Origin of the sequence: Hydrogenophaga sp. NH-16, assembly GCF_004006415.1 — a bacterium.
In the GTDB taxonomy this organism is placed as follows: Bacteria; Pseudomonadota; Gammaproteobacteria; order Burkholderiales; family Burkholderiaceae_C; genus Hydrogenophaga; species Hydrogenophaga pseudoflava.
In genome coordinates this window covers 4,037,779-4,057,150 of the sequence record NZ_CP029344.1, presented here as the reverse complement: position 1 = coordinate 4,057,150, position 19,372 = coordinate 4,037,779, and the positions used below count along the sequence as shown (strand labels likewise).

The window sequence follows — 19,372 nt, the reverse complement described above, 5'->3', positions numbered from 1 at the left end:
CCCTTTTCCCCCACCCCACGAACCTCACCGAGGAGACCTTGCCATGCACAAACGAGCCTTCCTGCGCGCCACCGCGCTCGCCCTGTCCACCCTGTCGCTGGCGGGCCTTGCCCAGGCGCAGGACTTCCCGCCCAAGAAGCCGGTCACGCTGGTGGTGGGGTTTGCGGCCGGTGGCGCGGCCGATGCCGCCGCGCGCCTGATCGCCAAGAAGCTGGGCGAGAACATCGGCCAGTCGGTGATCGTGGAGAACAAGGGCGGTGCGGGCGGCAACATCGCGCACCAGTACGTGGCCAAGGCGGCGACCGACGGCTCGGTGCTGCTGTTCGGCTCGGTCGGTCCGCTGACCATCGCTCCCCACCTGATGAAGCTGGCCTACGACCCCTTCACCGACCTGGCCCCTATTTCGGGCGGCGTGAACTTCCCCAACGTGCTGGTCGTGCACAAGGGCGTGGGCGTGAAGACCCTGGCCGAGTTCGTGCAGCTGGAAAAGAAGAAACCCGGCAGCGTGGACTACGCCTCCACCGGTCCCGGCTCGGCCTCGCACCTGGCGGGTGAGCTGTTCAACCAGCGCGCCGCCATCGACATGGTCCACGTGCCCTACAAGGGCGGCGCGCCCGCGCTGCAGGACCTGCTGGGCGGCCGCATCGCCGCCTACTTCTCGGCGCCGCCCACGGCCATGCCGCACATCGAGAGCGGCAAGCTGGTGCCCCTGGCCACCACCGGCCTCACGCGCCCGGCCTATCTGCCCAACATCCCCACCGTGGCCGAGGCCGGCTACCCGGGTTTCGAGGCGCTGAACTGGTACGCCTTCGTGGCTCCGGGCAAGACGCCGGTGCCGCTGCTGGACCGCTGGAACCAGGAAATCGTGAAGGTGCTGAACGACCCGGGCGTGAAAGAGGCCCTGATGCACCACGGGCTGACGCCCCAGCCCACCACGCGCGCCGACTTCGCGGCCTTCATGAAGAAGGAATCGGCCCAGTGGGCCGCCACCATCCAGGCGCGCAAGATCACCGCGGACTGAGTCGACCCGAAGGCCACCCGCCTCAGGGAGCGTTCGCGGCCTCGGTGTGGATCACGCCGCCGCCCAGGCAGACCTCGCCGTCGTACAGCACGGCGCTCTGGCCGGGCGTCACCGCCCACTGCGGCTCGGCAAAGCGCAGCGTGAAACCGGTGTCGTCCACGGCCAGCGTGCAGGGCGCGTCGCTCTGGCGGTAGCGTGTCTTGGCGGCGATGGCCGTGATCGCCGGCGCCTCGCCCGCCACCCAGCTCACATCCTCGGCGCGCAGGCTGGGCGCCAGCAGCCAGGGGTGGTCGTGTCCCTGCACCACCCACAGGATGTTCTTCTCGACGTCCTTGCGCGCGACGAACCAGGGCTCGTGCTCGTTGCCGCCCTTCTGCGCGCCCTTCTCGCGGATGCCGCCGATGCCCAGGCCCTGGCGCTGGCCCAGCGTGTAGAAACTCAGGCCCACGTGCTGGCCGATGGTGCGGCCACCCGGGTCCTTGATGGGGCCCGGCTCCTTGGCGATGTAGCGGTTGAGGAAGTCGCGGAACGGCCGCTCGCCGATGAAGCAGATGCCGGTGCTGTCCTTCTTCTTCGCGTTGGGCAGGCCGATCTCGGCCGCGATGCGGCGCACCTCGGTCTTGGGCAGCTCGCCCACCGGGAACAGGGTCTTCGAAAGCTGCGCCTGGTTCAGCCGGTGCAGGAAGTAGCTCTGGTCCTTCAGCGGGTCCAGGCCCTTGAGCAGTTCGTGTTTTCCCGTCGCGTCGTTGAGGCGCACGCGGGCGTAGTGGCCGGTGGCGATCTTCTCGGCACCCAGGCGCATGGCGTGGTCCAGGAAGGCCTTGAACTTGATTTCGGCGTTGCAGAGGATGTCGGGGTTGGGCGTGCGGCCGGCCGAGTACTCGCGCAGGAACTCGGCGAACACGCGGTCCTTGTACTCGGCCGCGAAGTTGACGTGTTCGATCTCGATGCCCAGCACGTCGGCCACCGAGGCGGCGTCCACGAAGTCGATGTTGGACGAACAGTATTCGCTGTTGTCGTCGTCCTCCCAGTTCTTCATGAAGATGCCGATGACCTCGTAGCCCTGCTCCTTGAGCAGGTGCGCGCTCACCGCGGAGTCCACGCCCCCGCTCAATCCGACCACCACACGTTGCTTGTTTGCCATGGGGGCGATTATCCCAGTCGGTGTTCCGGCCGACCCCGGCTTCAAAAAATTGGAACGTGACCGGCGAGGGCATCGAACGATGGCGGCCATTCGCAGACCTACAGTGATTCCCATGCCGGCGCACCGGCGCCGCCCACCAGGAATCCACCATGCCCACCCGCCTGCCCACGCTCTTCATCTCCCACGGCTCGCCCACCTTCGCCATCGACCCCGGCCAGGCCGGCCCGGCCCTGACCGCGCTGGGCAAGACCCTGCCCCGGCCCAGGGCCATCCTCATCGTCTCGCCGCACTGGACCACGCGCGAGCCTCGCGTGGCCACCACGCCGCGGCCGCAGACCATCCACGACTTCGGCGGCTTTCCGCCCGCGCTCTACCAGCTGGACTACCCCGCGCCCGGCGCACCCGACGTGGCGCAGCGCGCCATCGAGCTGCTGCGCGCCGCCGGGCACAAAGCCGAGGCCGACCCGCAGTGGGGCCTGGACCACGGTGCCTGGGTGCCGCTGATGCACCTGTTGCCCGATGCCGACGTGCCGGTGTTCCAGGTCTCGCTGCCCGCGCGGCTGGACGGCGAGCGCGCCTACGCCTACGGCCAGGCGCTGGCACCGCTGGCCGAGGAGGGCGTGCTGGTGATCGGCTCCGGCAGCCTGACACACAACCTCTACGAGGTGCGCTTCGACGCGCCCGATGCGAACGCCGAGACCTACGCGCTCGAGTTTGCGCACTGGATCAATGGCGTGGTGACCGGCCGCGACCACGCGCGCCTGCAGCAGACCATGGCCATCGCTCCGCACGCCCAGCGCGCCCATCCGACGGCCGAACACCTGTGGCCGCTGATGGTGGCCGCCGGTGCGGCGGGCGCCGAGGTGCCGGCCACGCGCATCGAAGGCGGCATCACGCACGGGGTGCTGTCGATGGACGCGTTCCGCTTCGGCGACATCCCTGCCGAAACGCCCGACGCGGTGGAGGCCTGAACATGGACACGCGAACCGAAGCGCCCACGGGCGACCTCGTCCTGCACCGCCCCTCGGCGCCCGCGCGCCAGTTGGTGCTGCTGTTCCACGGCGTGGGTGCGAGCCCCGAAGGCTTCGAGCCCCTGGGACCCGCGCTGGCGCGCGACGACCGCTGGGTGGTGGCGGTGCGTTCGCCGTTCGCGTCCGACCTGGGCGGCGGCTGGCAGTGGTTTTCGGTGCAGGGCGTGACCGAGGCCAACCGCGCCGAGCGCATCGCGGCGGTCATGCCGCGCTTTGCCGAGACCGTGCGGCGCTGGCAGGTCCACACCGGGCTGGGCGCGGCGCAGACCGTGCTCGCAGGCTTCTCTCAGGGCGCGATCATGTCGCTCGAATCGACGCAGGCGGGCGAGCCGCTGGCCGCGCGGGTGGTGGCGATGTCGGGGCGCTTCGCGGTGCCGCCGCAGACCGCACCGGCGGGCGTGGCTTTCCGTTTCATCCACGGCACACAGGACCCGGTGATCCCGGCGGCGTTCAGTTCGCAGGGCGCGCAGCAGCTGCAGGCCCTGGGCGCCGATGCCCGGGCCGACCTGCTGCCCGGGCTCGCGCACGGCATCGACCAGCGCGCCCTGGCGCTGCTGGTCCGCGCGCTGGACGAGGCGGCGCCGTGAACACCGCCGACACCAGTCCGCGGCTCGCGCTGGACATCGGGGCGCACGAGACCATGATCACCGCCGCCGCCGGCACCACCTGGACCCTGCCCGTGGGCACGGGCTCGCTGTGGCCGTTGTCGGGGAACGGGCCCTCGGCGCTGGCGGTGGAAAACGGCATCCAGACCGTGGAAGACGCGATCGAGCGTGTCGCGGCCCAGGTGCCGTGCGGTGCGCGCATGGTGTTGAGCGCACGCAGTTTGGCGCCGCTGCAACGCGGCGGTGCCATTACCGCTCTGGCGCAGGGGTCCATTGGGCTGGAGGACATCGAGCGCGAGTACCAGTGGCTGGCCGCGCGCGCGGTCGGCGCACCCTCGGCGCACGGCACCGGTTTCGACGATGCGGCAGGAGACGCGGTGCTGCTGATCCTGCGCGAACTGATGCACCACCTGGGGGTGCGGTCGCTGCACGGGCCGGACTGAATCCGCGCGCGCCGTGGCGCGCTGTCACGGGACTTTCACGTGCTTGACATACGCTGGGCTTTGCCGGATTCTGCGTTGCGCCGTTTCCGCCACGTCGGCCGCAATCCCGCGGCGGCGGTTCATGTTTTCGTCATCCACACTGAAAGCACACCCATGAAGAACAAGATCTCCCGCGTGGCCCTGGCCGCGCTGCTGCTGACCGTTGGCGCTGCCCATGCCCAGGACAAGACCCTTCGCCTGATCACCTGGGCCGACTACGTGCCCAAGGACGTGATGGAGCAGTTCACCAAGGAGACCGGCATCAAGGTCGAGGTGACGCTCTCGAACAACGAGGAAATGATTTCCAAGCTGCGCGCCACCGCCGGCGCCGGCTTCGACCTGGCCCAGCCCAGCCAGGACCGCATCGCCGGCCCGCAGGCCGAGTTCGGCATCTACAAGCCGATGGACCTGTCCAAGATCAAGTCCGAGCAGTTCATTCCCTCGATGCTCGAAGCCACCCGCCTGAACACCACCGTGGGCGGCAAGGTCTACGCCGTGCCGCACATCTGGGGCACCGATGGTCTGGTGGTCAATACCAAGACCTCCAAGGCCGCCGACTACACCGACCTGTGCGCGGCCGAGAACGCCGGCAAGGTCAGCATGCGCCTGAAGCGCCCAACCCTGATCGCCTTCGCCTTCTCCATGGGCAAGAACCCGTTCGCGCTGTACAGCGACGCCAAGGCCTACGGCGCGCTGATGGACGACGTGGGCAAGGCACTGACCGAGTGCAAGAAGAACGTGAAGTTCTACTGGGACGGCAAGGACCAGCTGCTGGCGGGCATGCGCTCGGGCGAGCTGACCACGGCCATGATGTGGGACACCGGCGGCTGGGGTCTGAACAAGACCAACCCGGACATCAAGTTCGTCGCGCCCAAGTCCGGCGCGCTGGGCTGGGTCGACACCTTCGCCCTGCCGGCCAAGGGCAAGAACGACGAGGCCGCCTACGCCTGGATCAACTTCAACATGCGCCCCGACATTGCCGCCAAGGTCGCCACCTCGGCCGGCAACTTCACCGCTGCCAAGGGCGGTGACGCCGGCATGGACCCGGTGCTCAAGAAACAGTTCGCCGACAGCTTCCCCGAGGCCGCGCTTAAGAACATCAAGTGGTACCCGGCCGTGCCCGCCGGCATCGAGGACATCGAAGGCCGCGTGCTCGACCGCATCAAGGCCGCCAAGTAAGCCGATGGCCATCGCTCCCGCCGTGACCGCTGCCGCCGCAGCGGACCGCGCGGGCGCCTACGACCTCCAGATCCAGACCGTCCGCAAGCGCTATGGCGCGTTTGCGGCGGTCGACGACCTGAGCTTCGGCGTCCGTTCCGGTTCCTTCTTCTCCATCCTCGGGCCCTCGGGTTGTGGCAAGACCACGCTGCTGCGCATGATCGCGGGCTTCATCGCGCCCGACGCCGGCGACATCGTGATCAAGGGCCAGTCCATGCAGGGCGTGCCGCCCAACCGGCGGCCGGTGAACATGGTGTTCCAGCACCTGGCGCTGTTCCCGATGATGACGGTGGGCGAGAACATCGCCTACGGGCTGGAGCGGCGAGGTGTGAAGGGTTCGACGGCCAAGGCCAAGGTGACGGACATGCTGCGGCGCGTCGGCCTGCCGGGCAGCGAGGGCAAGCGCATCGACCAGCTCTCGGGCGGGCAGAAGCAGCGCGTGGCGATCGCGCGCTCGCTCGTGCTCGAACCCGCGCTGCTGCTGCTGGACGAGCCGCTGGGCGCACTCGACCTCAAGCTGCGCGAGCACATGAAGGTCGAGTTGAAGCAGCTGCAGGCCGAGGTGGGCACCACCTTCGTCTACATCACGCACGACCAGTCGGAAGCGCTGGTCATGTCCGACCAGGTCGCGGTGATGAACCACGGGCGCTTCGAGCAGCTCGGTTCGCCGCAGGACCTGTATTACCAGCCGCAGACCGCCTTCGTCGCCGGTTTTGTCGGCCACAACAACCGCATCGAAGGCCAGGTCGAGACCCGCAACGGCGACCAGGTGCTGCTGCGCACCGGCGGCGGCCTGGGCCTGTGGGCGCAGCGCGTCGGCGCGGTGGACCAGGGGCAGACCGCCAGCCTGTTCATCCGGCCCGAAGCCATCGAGATCGGGCGCAGCCCGCGCGAGCTGCCGGCGGGTGAGCCGGCCTGGAGCGCGACGGTGCAGGCCGTGCTGTTCGACGGCGGCAACTCCACCGTGCAGGTGCAGGAAGCGCGCACCGGTACGCCGCTGCAGATCGCGCTGCCGCTGACCGGCCGCCTGGCCGACCTGCGGGCCGGCGAGACAGTTCATTTCTCGTACCAGCCGTCGCAGGCCTGGTGCTTCGCGGCCTGAACAGCATGGACGTCGCGACCCACCGCCGCTGGATGCTGCTTTTCCTGCTTGCGCCGGCCCTGCTCTGGCTGGGCGGGCTGGTGGTGCTGCCGCACGTCGAACTGGCCCTGCTGTCGCTGCAGGCCCGCGTGGGGCCGGGCCAGTACGCGGCCAGCCTGGACCAGTACCGCACCTTCGTCGACGAGCCGCTGTACTGGAACACCTTCGTGCGCACGGCCGTGATGTCGGTGCTGGCGACGCTGTTCACGCTGCTGCTGGCCTTTCCCGCCGCCTGGTACATCGCCAAGGTCGCCCAGGGGCGGCTGAAGATGGTGCTGCTGGTGCTGTGCCTGCTGCCCTTCTGGGTGAGCGAGATGGTGCGCACCCTGGGCTGGCTGATTCTGCTGCGCGAGACCGGCGTGGTCTCGGGCCTGCTGCAGGCCACGGGCCTGGCGGACCAGCCGGTCGAGCTGCTGTACCACGACGCCACCATCCTGGTCGGCCTGGTCTACGCCTCGCTGCTGTTCATGGTGATCCCGCTGGTCAACAGCCTGGAGAGCCTGGACGACAGCCTGATCGAGGCGGCCTACGACCTCGGCGGCAGCACGGCCAACATCGTGCGCCGCATCGTCATTCCGCATGCCGCCCCGGGCATCGCCGCCGGCTCCATCGTGGTCTTCATGCTCTGCCTGGGCAACTACCTCACCCCCACGCTGCTGGGTGGCAAGGACTCGCTCTGGTTCACCGAGCAGATCTACACCCAGTTCATCACCCGCTTCAACTGGAACCAGGGCGCGGCCTTCGGCTTCCTGCTGCTGTTCCTCTCCAGCCTGCTGGTGTGGGCGGGTCTCAAACTCACCGGTCAGCGGTTTGGCGCCGTGATGAAAGCATCATGATCCCGAGCCTTCCGCGTCCTGCGATCCAGCGATACGGCCTCGCCGCCTTCGTCGGCGCGTTTTTTGTCTTCCTGTTCGTGCCGCTGCTGGTGGTCGCGGTGTTCGCGTTCAACAACGCCGACTACCCGACGCCGCCCTGGATGGGCTTCACGCTCGACTGGTTCTTCGCCGACAGCGACAGCCGCACCGGTCTGCTGCACGACGCAGAACTGCTCAAGGCCATCGGCGTGAGCGCCTGGGTGGCGCTGTGGGTGACACTGCTGTCGGTGGTGGTGGGCACCTGCAACGCCTTCCTGCTGGAACGCTTCGAGTTCCCGGGCAAGAGTGCGGTGGCGCTGCTGTCCATGGTGCCGCTGGTGATCCCGGGCGTGATCCTGGGCATCTCCATCCTGGCCTTTGCCAGCCGCATCGCCAACTTCGCCGACGCCACCTGGGGGCTCGAACTGGAGTTCCTGCGGCCCGGTCTGCCGCTGGTGATCCTGGGCCAGTTCAGCTACATCGTGACCATCGCCACGCTGACCATCTCGGCCAGCCTGCGCCGCTTCGACCGCACGCTCGAAGAAGCTGCGTTCAACCTGGGCGCCAGCCGTGCGGCCGTGCTGTGGACCATCACGCTGCCCTACCTGCGGCCCAGCATGATCGGTGCGGCGGCCATGGCCTTCCTGATGTCGTTCGAGAACTTCAACACCACGCTGATGCTGGTGGGCTCGGACGCGCCGCTGACCGTGCTGATGTACGGCCGCATGCGCGAGGGCGCGACGCCGGTGCTCAACGCCGTCAGCCTGTTCCTGATGGTGGCCTCGGCGCTGCTGGCGGTGCTGCTGATGTGGCGCAGCGGGCGTGCGCCGCGCCCCGAAGTCGCCTGAGGCGCGGCGGCGGCCGCACTCAAGAACCGTCGTACAGACGGTCACACAATCACACAGCTTAATTAAGGTCGGGCTAATCCGGCACCGTTTCAATGCCCGCACCAGCACGTGCTGGGGTGCTATTGAAAAGGATGTTTCCGATGAAATCGATTGCTGTCGCCGCCCTCATGGTCGCCGTTTCCGGTGTCGCTCTGGCCGGTCCCAAGTGCGAGCAGCCCAAGGAAAAGTGGATGCCCGAAGCCCAGTTCAAGAAGGGCCTGGAAGACAAGGGCTACCAGATCAAGACCTTCAAGGTTTCCAAGGGCGAGTGCTACGAGATCTATGGCTTTGACAAGGCCGGCAAGAAGGTCGAGATCTACTTCGACCCTGTGACCGCCGCCGTGCTCGAAACCAAGTGATTCGAGTGACGCGATGAAGACCCCTGCGCTCTCCGAGCCCAGCCGCCCTGTATGGGACCTGTTTGTTCGGGTCTTTCACTGGACCCTGGTCGGCACCGTGCTGCTCAACCAGTTCGTGCTCGAAGAGGGCGAAACGCCCCACGAGTGGGCCGGCTACCTGGCCGCCGCACTCGTGGTCGCGCGCATCGTCTGGGGCTTCATCGGTTCGCGCCATGCGCGTTTCTCCGACTTTTTTCCGACGCCGTCCCGGCTGCTGCGGCATGTCCAGGCGATGCGTGCGGGCCACCCCGAACACCACTGGGGCCACAACCCGCTGGGCGCCCTGATGATGTTCCTGCTCATGGGCCTCGTGCTGGCCCTGGGCGTCACCGGCTGGATGCAGGGCACCGATGCCTGGTTCGGTGAAGAGTGGCTGCAGGAGCTGCACGAGGTGCTGGCCCACGCGCTGCTGATCTCGGCCGGCCTGCACGCTGCCTCCGCCATCTTGATGGGGCGCATCGAGCGCACCCGTCTGGTCAAGGCGATGGTCACCGGCACCAAAGAGCGGTATTGACCTGCGGCGTGGCACACTGCCGCGCACCATGCTGCGCATCGATCCTTCCGAAGTCGAGTTCACCGCCATCCGTGCCCAGGGCGCGGGCGGGCAGAACGTCAACAAGGTTTCCAACGCCGTGCACCTGCGCTTCGACGTGGCCGCATCCTCGCTGCCCGAGGCGGTGAAGGCACGGTTGCTCGCGCACGGCGACCAGCGCATCAGCGAGCAGGGCGTGATCGTCATCAAGGCCCAGACCAGCCGCAGCCTGGAGCAGAACAAGGCCGACGCGCTGGCGCGGCTGCAGGCGCTGGTGAACGCCGCCGCCCACGTGCCCAAGGCGCGCAAGCCGACGCGGCCCACGCTGGCCTCGAAGCAGCGCCGCCTGGCGGGCAAGGCCAGCCGGGCGCAGATCAAGCAGGGGCGCGGCCGGGTGCGCGGTTCTGAGTGAATCGGTTCGCTTAAGGTGTTTTTAGGGTTTTCTTAAGTGCTATTTAGCAGCGCATCCGGCCACTGATTTTTAGACTTTCTTCCCATGGCAGGCAACGCATGGGGCGCTGTCGCCAGGCAGCAAAAGCGGACCTGGTCCGCACAAGGAAGTCATCATGAAATTCACCCAACAGGAAATGAAACAGCTGGCCGAAGCCAGCCAGGCCGCCGGTCGCGAGGACCTGTACGCCGGCATCCACAAGGCGCTGCGCGCCGTCATGGCCGAGTGCCTGCTGGCGGTCGGCCGCGCCGACCCGACGGACCCGCAGGACGTGACCGACGCCGGGGCCCGTGTCTGCGCGCTCATGGACCTGTGCGTGTCCCACGTGCACCACGAGAACAACTTCGTGCACCCCGCCATCGAGGCGCGCACACCCGGCCTCAGCGCCGACGTGGCGCACGAGCACCTCGGCCACCTGGAGCAGATCGCCCGCCTGCGCGCGGCGGCGCGGCAGCTGGACACACTGCAGGGCGCGGCGCTGACCAGCGCCCTGCACACGCTGTACCTGGACCTGTCGCTGTTCGTGGCCGAGAACCTGCGGCACATGCACGTGGAAGAAACCGAACACAACGCGGCCCTGTGGTGCGCCTACACCGACGACGAGCTGCGCGCGATCCACGGCGCGCTGGTGGCGACCATCCCGCCGGGCGAGATGATGCTGGTGATGCGCTGGATGCTGCCGCAGATGAACGCGCCCGAGCGGCTGGCGGTGCTGGGCGGCATGCGCCAGGAAGCGCCGGAGCCGGTGTTCCGCGCGGTGCTCGATGTCGTGCAGCCGCACCTGTCGCCGCGCGACTGGGCCAAGCTGAGCGGTGGGCTGGGCCTGCCCGCCGTGCCAGGGCTGGTGGACGCGGTGTGAGGCGCCGGTCGACCCTCAGGCCTGCACGGTCTGGAGGTCGACCGCGGCGCCCACCCGCAGGCGGAAGCGCCCGCGGCCCGTCTTCTCGATGCGCAGCGCCGGGCACTGCTCCTGCAGGCGGCGCGCAAGCAGCAGCAGCCGCGCCTCCAGGTTGTCCACCACATCGGGCAGGCCCAGCCCGGGGTCGAGCCGCAGTTCGCGGTTGCAGAACTCCTGGCGGCCCTCGCGGCGGTGCACCTGCAGCAGCTTCCAGAGGATGGCGCCGGCCACGCCCTTGATGAGGTAGGCGTTGTTGATGAAGACGCTGTGGTTGGCCGGGTAGTAGCGCACCTGCAGGGCCGGTCCCCGCGGTGGCGCCACGGCCGGTTCCGGGGCGACACCCTCGGGGGGCTCGCCCGCTTCCGGCGTTTCCTGCAGCCGGTCGATGGCCGCGGCCAGCTGGCCCGCCAGCGTGACCAGCAGGTCTTCGTCCTCGAAGCTGAAGCGCAGGTCCTGCGGGCTCTCGACGAACAGCACGCCCAGCACCCGGTCGCCCGCGCGCAGCGGCACCGCCAGCTGGCTGTGGGGCTCGGGCAGCCCGGGGTAGGGGATCTCGGTCATGTCCTCCGGCGCCAGGCCCCGGTCTTCGAGACCGCTGCGCACCGCCTGGCTGTAGAGGTAGGCGCTGGTCATGTGCATGATGCGCACCGGCGTGCCCTCGCGCGCGGCCACGCCGATCACCCCGTCGCCCAGCGCGATCTCCGAGCCCACGCCGGAGGTGGCGTAGCCGCGGCTGGCCACGGTGTAGAGGCGCAGCGTGGCGGGGTCGGCGATCAGCACCATCGAATGGGCGATGTCCATGTCGTGTTCCAGCGTCTGCAGCGTGGCCTCCAGCGCCTCGTCCAGCGTGGTGGCGCGGGCCAGCCGCTCGCTGCCGCGGCGCAGCGCGCCCAGCAGGCTGCAGCGCGGCGCGCCGCCGGGCAATGGTTCACCGGGCACCCGTTCGATGTCGAGCACCTCGTAGATGTCGGAGCCGCGCAGCACGAAGACGCTGGCCATGCCGCTGTGCGAGGCGATGCCGGCGAGCTGGGCCTTCATGCTCTCGAACACCGGGCCGCCGGTTTCGGTGCGCAGGTAGCGCAGGTGCAGCCGGTAGAACTGCGCCGTCACCGGGTGCAACAAGAGCACGGTGGCGCGCGGGTGCTCCAGGATGTTGCGGCGCGTCTTGTTGAAGAACTGGAACGACAGCGCCACATGCCGCTCGTCCACATGGAACACCTGCGAGATGTAGGCCACGTTGGGCGTGCCGTCGGCCGCCGTGGTGGCCATGATGGCCGGGATGGCCCCTTCGAAACAGGGGCGCACCTCGCCCAGCGTGACCGTGCTGTTCATGCCAGCCCCCGCAGCGGCTGGCCCGCCCGGGGGCCTGGGGTCTGGTCGAAGGCCTGCTCGGGTGCGAAGGTGACGGCGCTCAGGTCCTCCAGGCGGTGCGCCAGCATGGCGGCGGCGAAGTCGGGGGCGAAGCCGATGCGGCCCAGCTCGCCCTGCATGGCCAGCAGGTAGCGCTGCAGCGCGGGCACATCGTCGGGCGTGACCTCGCGCAGGCGCGCACTGTTCGATTTGAGCTGCACCGTGCGGTGGCTGTGGGGCTCGCTGAACACCACCGCGACGCGACCGGTGCGGGCCACGTCGCGCAGCAGCTGCACCGACTGCCCGCGGTTGAGGAACACCGTGACCTGTTCGCCCTGCGGTCCCACCTGGCTGCCCACCGCTCGCATCAGGCTGGGCGTCAGGTCCGGCCCGCACGAGCTCACGATGACCGACACGCCGCGCGCCATCATGGCCAGCAGTTCCGGGGGCAGCAGCGGGGGAGTGCCTGGGGTTTCCAAGGTGGGCAGCGCCTGTGTTGGGAAAACCGTGGGTAGGAGCCGCTGATGATAGTGAGCCGCCCGTGCGCGGCCAAGTGCGGGCCGCGGCGGACGATGGTTTGCTCAGTTGCGTGGCGCAGTTTCCACGAAGCTGCGCAGCGACCACACGAGCGAGGGTTCGAGCACGCCGTCCCAGGGCGGCATGTGCACGATGCCGAACTTCTGTTTGCCGTAGCGGACCGATTTGACGAAGAAGTGGTCGGCGTCCGACAGGCAACGCTGGCGCAAGGCAGGGTCCTTCACGCGCTGGCAGGCCATGCCGATGCGGCGCAGGTCGGGGGCAGGTGAGCGCATGCCGTTGGCGTTCTCGCCGTGGCAGCGGGCGCAGGTCTGGTTGAAGATGGTGCCACCGATGCGGGCTGCGTCGGCGTTGCCGCGCAGGGGGTTGAGGTCGGCCCAGCCGGGTGCGATGGCCGGCAAGGCGGCGGTGTCCACGTCCGGGCGCTTGACGTCGGCGTCGGCCCGTGCCGTCAGGACGGTGAGGGACAGACCCAGCAGGCACAGGGCCCGCGATGCGCTGAGGGGGTGCGTCATGGTCAGTCCCAGCCCTTCGGACAGCCCTGGCAGTCCACCATGTTGGACGATGGGAAGACCGAATAGAGCATGACGTTGCCGTCGAACACCGCGCCCTGCAGGTTGACCTGGTTGAACTTCGCCTCCTGCAGGTTGTTGCCGATGAAGCGGGTGCCCAGGAACCAGGATTTGTCGAGCCGCGCGATCTCCAAGCTGGCGCCGTTGAATTCTGCCCCCGAGAAGTCCGAGCGCAGCAGGCGTGCGCCTTCGAGGTCGGTGCCGTAGAAGCGCACCCTCTTCAGGTTGGCGTTGGACACGGTGGCCTTGGACAGCCTGGCGCCGGTGAGGTTCGCACCTTCCAGATCGGCCACGGCCAGGTTGGCACCGCGCAGGTCGGCCCGGGTCAGGTCGGCCCCGCGGAAGTCGGCACCGGCCAGGTTGCGGCCCACCAGGTTGGCATGGCGAAGGTCGGCGCCGGGGCAGCGGGTGTAGGGCCAGATGGGACAGCCGTTGATGACCAGCGGCTGGTCGGCGTCGGTCGGGGCTTCGGTGCCAGGCGCCTGTGCGCCGGCGCCGGCGCACAGGGCTCCCAGCACCGCGGGCGCCAAGCGCCGGATGAGTGGCGTGAACATAGTGGGTGAAAGAAAAAAAGACCTGACCCGCCCAGAGGATCGGAGAGGGCGTGCCAGGTCAACGCAAAGGGTGAATCAGCGCGAAGCCACCTGTTTGGGCAGCTTGAAGACCCACATCGATCCCCCTTGGGACACCTGCTTGGTCAGCTCGGCCATGTCGCCGCCCCACAGCGGCACCGCGCCGCCGTAGCCCGACTGGATGCCGATGTACTGCTCGCCGTCCATCTCCCAGGTGACGGGGATGGAGACAATGCCCGAGCCGGTCTGGAACTTCCACAGCTCCTTGCCGGTTTTCTGGTCGAAGGCCTTGATGTAGCCGTCGGACGTGCCGGTGAACAGCAGGCCGCCGGCGGTGGTCAGCGTGCCGGCCCAGAGCGGGAACTGCTCCTTGTGCTCCCAGGCAATCTTGCCGCTCACCGGGTCGATGGCGCGCAGCACGCCCACGTGGTCGTTGAACAGCTTCTTGATGCGGAAGCCCTGGCCCAGGTAGGCCGCACCCGGCTTGTAGGTGATCTTCTCCGCCCAGTAGTCCATGGCCCAGTGGTTGCCCGGGATGTAGAACAGGCCGGAGTCCGGGCTGTAGCTCATCGGCATCCAGTTCGTGCCGCCCAGGAAAGGCGGCGAGACGAAGATGCTCTCACCCTTGTCCTGGCCGTCTTTGGGCTGCGGCGGGTACTGTGCGTCGACCACCTGGGGCATGCCGGTTTTCAGGTCGAAGCCCTTGGTCCAGGTGATGCCGTCCACGAAAGGCCAGGCGTTGATGATGGCGTTCTGCTTCCAGGGGTGGCCGCCGCCGGCCTTGGCGAGTTTTTCGCGGTCGGTCACGAAGAAGTAGCCGTTGCGGTCGGCGTGGGCCGAGGCCTTGACCACCTTGCCAGTCTTGGGGTCCTTGTAGTCGAACAGCAGCACCGAGTTGTTGCCCGAGAAGTCCCAGGCGTCGTTGGGTGTGTGCGAGAAGAAGCCTTTGAGCTCGCCGGTGGTCGGGTCCACGTAGGCCTGGCCCGAGGTGTACAGGCTGGGCCAGTTGATCGGCTTGTCGCCAGGGGCGGTGCGCTTCCAGGTGTTCCACGGCGCGGGGTTGCCGGTGCCCACGACGATGGTGTTGGTCTCGACGTCGAAGGACGCCGTCTGCCAGGGAGCGCCGCCGCCGTGGCTCCAGGCCTCGACCTTGCCGGTGGGCGAGTTCGGGTCGTTGGGCCACGTTGGGGCCTTGGGGTCGCCGGTCGGGGTGCTGGGCTGGCCGTTGAGGCGACCCACGTGGCCCTCGACAAAGGGCCGGGCCCAGAGCTCCTTGCCGGTGTCCACGTCGCGGGCGTAGAGGAAACCGACGACGCCGAACTCGTCGCCCGAGGAACCGTGCACCAGCATCACCTTGCCGGTCTTCTGGTCCTTCACGATGAAGGGTGCGCCTGTCATGGTGTAGCCCACGGCGTGGTCGGCAAACTTCTCTTTCCACACCACCTTGCCGGTGGCCCGGTCCAGCGCCACGATGGACGCGTCCAGCGTTCCGAAGAACACCTTGTCGCCGTAGATGGCCGGGCCGCGGTTGACCACGTCGCAGCAGGGGCGGATGTCTTCGGGCAGGCGGTGTTCGTAGCTCCACAGGCGCTTGCCGGTGCGCGCCTCAATGGCGACGAAGCGCGAGTACGACGCGGTGGCGTAGATCACGCCGTCGTGCACCAGCACCTGGCCTTCCTGGCCGCGCTGTTTCTCTCCGCCGAACGAGTAGCTCCACACCGGCAGCAGCCCGGCGACGTTCTGGGTGTTGATGGTCTTGGCCGGGCTGTAGCGCTGGGCGGTCAGGCCCAGGCCGTAACTCAGCACATCGCCGGTGGTCTTGTGGTCGTTCGCGATGTCTTCCCAGGTCACCGGCTTGGCGGCATGGGCGGTCGCGGTCAGCAGGGTGGCCAGTGCGAGCGCAATGTGGCTCGGCCGCGGGGTGAACGCAGGGCGTGCGGTCATGGTGGGTCTCCTCGGTGTGGGTGGTGGCTGCCGGGTCGCAGCGGAACTGCAGAGCGCCGCCAGTATCGGCAGCGCCCGGATCACCGTCGCGGGAGCGCCGCCCCCTCAACCCGGGAAAAATGCCCGACAGGCCCGGGAAAGCCGGACAGGGTGGCATGTGGATTGCGAAGCACGGGTTCCCTGTCGCCTGGAGCAACCCATGGACCTCAGACACCGATTGCTGGCTTGCCTGTCGGCGGGCTTCGCGGCCCTGCTGGTGGCGGGCGCGCTGCTGGTGGCGACGAGCCTGCGGGACGACGTGCAGGACGAGCTGGAAGGCACGGCGCGGCTGGTGGCGCTGGTCCTGCAGGCGGCCCAGGCCTCTCCCCAGGGCAGCGAGGCCGCGCACCGCGCGGTGGACAGCCTGCTGGCCCGCGGCGGGCTGCGCCATGTCCGCGTGGAGTGGGTGCGTTCAGCCGCGGAGCAGCCACTGCTCCATTCCGCAACAACCCGGGACGAGGACGCCGGCTGGGCGGAGCGACTGGCCGGCCTGCAGGATTGGGATTTACCCGAATACCGGCTCGCGGTGGGACCGAACGAACAACTGCTGATCCGCATGGACCCGCGCAGCGAGGTCGACGAGGTGCTGGAGGATGCGGCGGCGATGCTGGCGGTGTTCCTGCTGTTTGCGGGTGTGTCCCTGGCGGCCGCCTGGTGGGCCGCCGATCGGGCCTTGCGCCCGGTGCGCGAACTGGAGGAGGGCCTGGCGCGCATCGGTCGCGGAGAGCTGGACCGGCCGATGCCCCCCATGGCCTTGCGCGAGTACCAGCGGGTGGCCCATGCCATCAATCGACTGGAGCAGACCCTGGCGCAGGCGCACGAGAGCGAGCGCCGTCTGGGACAGCGGTTGATGGCGATGCAGGAGAGCGAACGGGAGGAACTCGCGCGCGAGCTGCACGACGAGTTCGGCCAGGGCCTTGCGGCCATGGGCGCGGCGGCCGCCTTTGTCGAACGGCACGCCGACTCCGCGCGTCCCGACACCCTGGTCGAATGCGCGCGGGACATCCGCACCGCATCGACCCGCATGACCCTGCAGGTGCGAAGCCGGCTGCGACAGCTGCGGCCGCACGGCCTGGAGGCCATGAACCTTCGCGAGGCCATCACTGAGCTGGTGTATGGCAGTCGCCTGCGGGCCGAGGGCGTTGCCATCGAGACCCAGGTGCCGGACGTGCTGCCCAGGTTGTCGGCGGAGGCGGGTCTGGCGCTGTACCGGACGGTCCAGGAGGCGTTGACCAACGTGTTGCGCCACGCCCATGCCGCGCGCGTGCGCCTGGTCATTGCCCTGGGTGCGCAGGGTTTGCAGATGACGCTGGACGACGATGGTGCGGGGCGTGCGAACGACGTGTTGCGGGCAGCCCGGGCCGGCGTGATGGGCATGCGCGAGCGGGCCGCCATGGCGGGCGGTCGCTTCGAATTGGGCACCGCCCCGCTGGGGGGGCTGCGCGTGATGCTGTGGCTGCCGCTGGCAACCCAGGGACAAGGAGACTTCGATGGTGAATGTGCTTTTGCTGGATGACCATGCCGTGGTGCGCACCGGCTACCGCCGGCTGATCGACGCGGAGCCGGACCTGCGCGTGGTGGCCGAGGCCAGCACGGCGGATGAGGCCTATGCCCACCTCCAGCTGGGCGGCATCGACGTGGCGGTGGTGGACCTGAGCCTGCGGGGTGCCAGCGGCGTCGAGGCGATCCGGCGCCTGGTCGCCCGGGACCCTCAGCTGCGTGTGATGGTCTTGTCCATGCACGACAGCCCCGGGTACGTGACGCAGGCCATGCGCGCCGGTGCGCTGGGCTACCTGAGCAAGAGCAGCGAGCCGGGTGACATGCTCGACGGCATCCGGGCGGTGGCGCGCGGCCGACGGGTGCTGGCGCCCGATGTCGCCCGGTCGCTGGCCGACGCCTCGCTGGACGGTGACGGCCTGCTCAACCGGTTGACGCCGCGGGAGTTCGAGGTGTTGCGGCTGGCCGCCACCGGCGAAGCCACGCACCGGATCGCCAGCCAGATGCACCTGAGCCCGAAGACGGTGCTGAACCACCTGTCCATGGTGCGGCAGAAGCTGGGCGCCGACAGCGACTTCAAGCTGCTGCGCCTGGCGGTTCGCCACGGACTGGTGGACCTGACCGGTGAAGCCGCTTGCTGAGGTCGGAACCCTCAACGCGCCACGAACACCGACAGATCCGTCTGCACCGTGTCGAGCGCAAAACGCCGCCCGGCCAGGTGGTCCTCGATGCAGCGCAGCACCAGCGGGCTGCGATGGCGATCGGCGCTGGCGCGCACCTCGTCGGGCGTCATCCACAGGGTGCGCACGATGCCGGTGTCGAGCGAGCGGTGCGCATCGAACTCGCCCAGCTCGCCGCAGTAGGCGAAGCGCAGGTAGGTGATGTCCTCGCCCGTGCGCTCGCGCTGGAAGCGCGAGAGGTAGATGCCCACCAGCGCGGTCGGGCGGAAGGCAAAGGCGGTTTCTTCCAGTGCCTCGCGCGCCACGCCCTGTTCGGGGCTCTCACCCGGGTCCAGGTGCCCGGCCGGGTTGTTCAGGCGCAGGCCCTCGGGCGTCTCTTCCTCCACCAGCAGGTAGCGGCCCTCGCGCTCGATGATCGCGGCCACGGTGGCACTGGGTTTCCATCGGGTGTTCATGGCGCCATTATCCCGACCGACCGTTCGGGTGTTCCTTTGAACGGGACATCCTGCCGCATCATGAAATTCGGCAGGGATGCGATGGGTCTGGGGGCATCCGGTGCTTGGTACAAACCCTTGTGCGACAAGGGCTTGCGGCTGGTGAAGGCCTGAAGGGCGTCGGTTAAGCTGGCGCGCTGCCAACGGCGCTCCCGGGCGGGCGCTCGCGCCGACCAGGGACGGCGTCCGTTAGGCGCGAGAGACAACACGGGGCGGAGGGCCCCGGCGCACATGATTGGAAAAAGACGAATGTCCAGAAGGATGTGGAAGGCGGCGGTCTGCGGCTGGATGCTCTGGGGAGCGGTGACCAGCCACGCGGCCGAGTTCTCGGTCGGGCGGGTGGACATCCGGTTCGCTGACGAGGGCTGGAAGGAAGTGCCCCTGCCGGATGCGGCGCAAGCCTACGGGGGCGACCGGTCGGGCGCGCTGGCGGTCCAGGAGAAGCTGTTTGTCCGGGATGGAGGCGCCAGCGAAACGCCGGTGCTGATCCTGGTGAGCGCCAATTCGGAGGGGCTGGGCGGTGGCCGGGGCGGCCACATGACGTACTCGGTCGAGTGCAAGTCCGATGAACACAACTACCGCGAAGGCAACGAGGGCTTCAGGGCCAGTTTCGCCCAGTGCCTGACGATGACACCCCTGTACGACGGCCCCGGCGTGATCAAGGCCCTGGCACCCCAGCTGGAAGGGGCTCTCAAGACCGAGGGCACCGAGATGCCGCCGTTCTACACCGTGTGGAGCCGTCACGCGATCTCCACGGGTTCGTTCGTGGACGTGCGTGTCTTCACCGTGTTTCCGATCAGCGCCGAAGGCGCCGCTGCTGCAGACGCACTGCCCAAGAACGTGCCACCTGCCCATGTGGTGTGGGGACGCCAGCTCAAGGACGCGGTCAAGAGCAGTGTCTATTCGCTCTCTGGCCGTCTGGACATGCCGCCCATCCGGCTGGTCGCGCCGCCGCAGCCTGCCGCGGCCGGCGGCGGCTGACCGCACGCCCTGTACTGTTTTTTGAACTTCCAGCAATGAGGATC

The 19,372-nt window shown here is 68.7% G+C and carries 22 protein-coding genes; 15 read left to right on the top strand and 7 right to left on the bottom strand.

Annotated features, from left to right (window positions below; all coding sequences use genetic code 11):
• The first annotated feature begins 43 nt into the window (after positions 1 to 43).
• Entirely contained in the window at positions 44 to 1,021 is a 978-nt protein-coding gene (locus DD542_RS19580) for a tripartite tricarboxylate transporter substrate binding protein (RefSeq protein WP_066156924.1), read from the top strand.
• Positions 1,022 to 1,043: 22 nt separating this feature from the next.
• Here DD542_RS19580 and mnmA read toward each other — a convergent pair whose 3' ends face one another.
• The gene (gene mnmA, locus DD542_RS19575; protein ID WP_127806771.1) at positions 1,044 to 2,165 is read right to left on the bottom strand and encodes a tRNA 2-thiouridine(34) synthase MnmA; all 1,122 of its coding nucleotides are present in this window, start codon (positions 2,163 to 2,165) and stop codon (positions 1,044 to 1,046) included.
• Between the two features lie 149 nt (positions 2,166 to 2,314).
• Between mnmA and DD542_RS19570 the strand changes: the two genes are divergently transcribed.
• The 11 genes from DD542_RS19570 to DD542_RS19520 all read left to right on the top strand — a co-directional run bounded on the left by DD542_RS19570 (position 2,315) and on the right by DD542_RS19520 (position 10,623).
• Positions 2,315 to 3,136 carry a class III extradiol ring-cleavage dioxygenase gene (locus tag DD542_RS19570; protein ID WP_127806770.1) on the top strand — a complete coding sequence of 274 codons (822 nt, stop codon included), beginning with the start codon at positions 2,315 to 2,317 and terminating at the stop codon, positions 3,134 to 3,136.
• A gap of 2 nt (positions 3,137 to 3,138) precedes the next feature.
• Complete coding sequence (gene ypfH / locus DD542_RS19565; RefSeq protein ID WP_127806769.1) at positions 3,139 to 3,783, top strand: esterase; 645 nt, start codon at positions 3,139 to 3,141, stop codon at positions 3,781 to 3,783.
• Entirely contained in the window at positions 3,780 to 4,244 is a 465-nt protein-coding gene (locus DD542_RS19560; protein WP_127806768.1) for a hypothetical protein, read from the top strand. The genes ypfH and DD542_RS19560 overlap by 4 nt, the downstream gene beginning before the upstream one ends.
• A 153-nt stretch (positions 4,245 to 4,397) precedes the next feature.
• A complete protein-coding gene (locus tag DD542_RS19555) occupies positions 4,398 to 5,462 on the top strand; it encodes an extracellular solute-binding protein (protein WP_066156913.1) in 1,065 nt (354 codons plus the stop codon).
• Between the two features lie 4 nt (positions 5,463 to 5,466).
• Positions 5,467 to 6,603: an ABC transporter ATP-binding protein gene (locus tag DD542_RS19550; RefSeq protein ID WP_127806767.1), complete on the top strand. Its 1,137-nt coding sequence runs from the start codon at positions 5,467 to 5,469 to the stop codon at positions 6,601 to 6,603.
• 5 nt (positions 6,604 to 6,608) lie between these two features.
• Positions 6,609 to 7,478, top strand: coding sequence for an ABC transporter permease (locus DD542_RS19545; RefSeq protein WP_066156907.1), 870 nt, complete (start codon positions 6,609 to 6,611; stop codon positions 7,476 to 7,478).
• A complete protein-coding gene (locus DD542_RS19540) occupies positions 7,475 to 8,344 on the top strand; it encodes an ABC transporter permease (RefSeq protein WP_127806766.1) in 870 nt (289 codons plus the stop codon). The genes DD542_RS19545 and DD542_RS19540 overlap by 4 nt, the downstream gene beginning before the upstream one ends.
• A gap of 140 nt (positions 8,345 to 8,484) precedes the next feature.
• Positions 8,485 to 8,742 (top strand): PepSY domain-containing protein, encoded by a 258-nt coding sequence (locus DD542_RS19535; protein ID WP_066157162.1) that lies wholly within the window; start codon positions 8,485 to 8,487, stop codon positions 8,740 to 8,742.
• A gap of 13 nt (positions 8,743 to 8,755) precedes the next feature.
• Positions 8,756 to 9,295: a cytochrome b/b6 domain-containing protein gene (locus DD542_RS19530; RefSeq protein ID WP_127806765.1), complete on the top strand. Its 540-nt coding sequence runs from the start codon at positions 8,756 to 8,758 to the stop codon at positions 9,293 to 9,295.
• Between the two features lie 28 nt (positions 9,296 to 9,323).
• Positions 9,324 to 9,725: an alternative ribosome rescue aminoacyl-tRNA hydrolase ArfB gene (gene arfB, locus DD542_RS19525; RefSeq protein WP_079367369.1), complete on the top strand. Its 402-nt coding sequence runs from the start codon at positions 9,324 to 9,326 to the stop codon at positions 9,723 to 9,725.
• 154 nt (positions 9,726 to 9,879) lie between these two features.
• Positions 9,880 to 10,623: a hemerythrin domain-containing protein gene (locus DD542_RS19520; RefSeq protein WP_066156897.1), complete on the top strand. Its 744-nt coding sequence runs from the start codon at positions 9,880 to 9,882 to the stop codon at positions 10,621 to 10,623.
• Between the two features lie 15 nt (positions 10,624 to 10,638).
• Here DD542_RS19520 and DD542_RS19515 read toward each other — a convergent pair whose 3' ends face one another.
• The 5 genes from DD542_RS19515 to DD542_RS19495 all read right to left on the bottom strand — a co-directional run bounded on the left by DD542_RS19515 (position 10,639) and on the right by DD542_RS19495 (position 15,637).
• Entirely contained in the window at positions 10,639 to 11,994 is a 1,356-nt protein-coding gene (locus tag DD542_RS19515) for a GAF domain-containing protein (RefSeq protein WP_127806764.1), read from the bottom strand.
• Positions 11,991 to 12,491 (bottom strand): hypothetical protein, encoded by a 501-nt coding sequence (locus tag DD542_RS19510; RefSeq protein WP_241559605.1) that lies wholly within the window; start codon positions 12,489 to 12,491, stop codon positions 11,991 to 11,993. Before DD542_RS19510 ends, DD542_RS19515 begins: the two co-directional genes overlap by 4 nt.
• Before the next feature lie 102 nt (positions 12,492 to 12,593).
• On the bottom strand, positions 12,594 to 13,064 hold the full coding sequence (locus DD542_RS19505) for a c-type cytochrome (RefSeq protein ID WP_066156893.1): 471 nt from the start codon (positions 13,062 to 13,064) through the stop codon (positions 12,594 to 12,596).
• Between the two features lie 2 nt (positions 13,065 to 13,066).
• Positions 13,067 to 13,675, bottom strand: a complete 609-nt coding sequence (locus DD542_RS19500; protein ID WP_079367371.1) for a pentapeptide repeat-containing protein — start codon at positions 13,673 to 13,675, stop codon at positions 13,067 to 13,069.
• A 75-nt stretch (positions 13,676 to 13,750) separates the two neighbouring features.
• The gene (locus tag DD542_RS19495; RefSeq protein WP_066156890.1) at positions 13,751 to 15,637 is read right to left on the bottom strand and encodes a methanol/ethanol family PQQ-dependent dehydrogenase; all 1,887 of its coding nucleotides are present in this window, start codon (positions 15,635 to 15,637) and stop codon (positions 13,751 to 13,753) included.
• 199 nt (positions 15,638 to 15,836) lie between these two features.
• On the opposite strand from DD542_RS19495, the gene DD542_RS19490 reads away from it, so the two are divergent.
• Both DD542_RS19490 and DD542_RS19485 read left to right on the top strand, forming a co-directional pair.
• Positions 15,837 to 17,192: a histidine kinase gene (locus tag DD542_RS19490; RefSeq protein ID WP_066156888.1), complete on the top strand. Its 1,356-nt coding sequence runs from the start codon at positions 15,837 to 15,839 to the stop codon at positions 17,190 to 17,192.
• A complete protein-coding gene (locus DD542_RS19485; RefSeq protein WP_066156883.1) occupies positions 17,167 to 17,814 on the top strand; it encodes a response regulator transcription factor in 648 nt (215 codons plus the stop codon). Before DD542_RS19490 ends, DD542_RS19485 begins: the two co-directional genes overlap by 26 nt.
• 11 nt (positions 17,815 to 17,825) lie before the next feature.
• On the opposite strand, the gene DD542_RS19480 is transcribed toward DD542_RS19485, so the two are convergent.
• On the bottom strand, positions 17,826 to 18,308 hold the full coding sequence (locus DD542_RS19480; RefSeq protein WP_079367373.1) for an NUDIX hydrolase: 483 nt from the start codon (positions 18,306 to 18,308) through the stop codon (positions 17,826 to 17,828).
• 288 nt (positions 18,309 to 18,596) lie between these two features.
• Here DD542_RS19480 and DD542_RS19475 point away from each other — a divergent pair, with 288 nt between their 5' ends.
• Entirely contained in the window at positions 18,597 to 19,328 is a 732-nt protein-coding gene (locus tag DD542_RS19475; RefSeq protein WP_127806763.1) for a hypothetical protein, read from the top strand.
• Positions 19,329 to 19,372: the final 44 nt, after the last annotated feature.